Consider the following 401-nt stretch of genomic DNA (forward strand, 5'->3'; position numbering starts at 1 on the left):
AAAGCGGGGCAAATGCCCCGCTTTCTCATCACTTATTCAACAAAATGCGCAACATTCTGCGAAGTGGCTCAGCTGCGCCCCATAGGAGCTGATCGCCGACAGTGAACGCAGAAATGTATTCTGGCCCCATATTCAGCTTGCGAATACGGCCTACCGGGATACTTAAGGTACCCGTCACTTTCGCTGGGGTCAGTTCATTCATACTGGCGTCGCGATCGTTCGGGATGACTTTTACCCAGTCATTGTGACCCGCGAGAATCTCTTCGATTTCACTGACCGGAATGTCTTTCTTCAGTTTCAGCGTCATCGCCTGGCTGTGACAGCGCATCGCACCAACACGAACACACAGACCATCGACAGGAACCTGATCATCGCTGCGCCCCATGATTTTGTTCGCTTCG

1 protein-coding gene is annotated in these 401 nt (G+C 52.4%); it reads right to left on the reverse strand.

Going from position 1 to position 401, the window contains the following annotated elements; genetic code table 11:
* Positions 1 to 28 precede the first annotated feature (28 nt).
* Positions 29 to 401, reverse strand: a 373-nt coding sequence (locus B2R29_RS06400; protein ID WP_301180289.1) for an aspartate-semialdehyde dehydrogenase, incomplete at its 5' end; no start/stop codon positions are given.

The organism is Thalassolituus sp. UBA3500 (genome assembly GCF_002377545.1).
Classification (GTDB): Bacteria; Pseudomonadota; Gammaproteobacteria; order Pseudomonadales; family Oceanobacteraceae; genus Thalassolituus.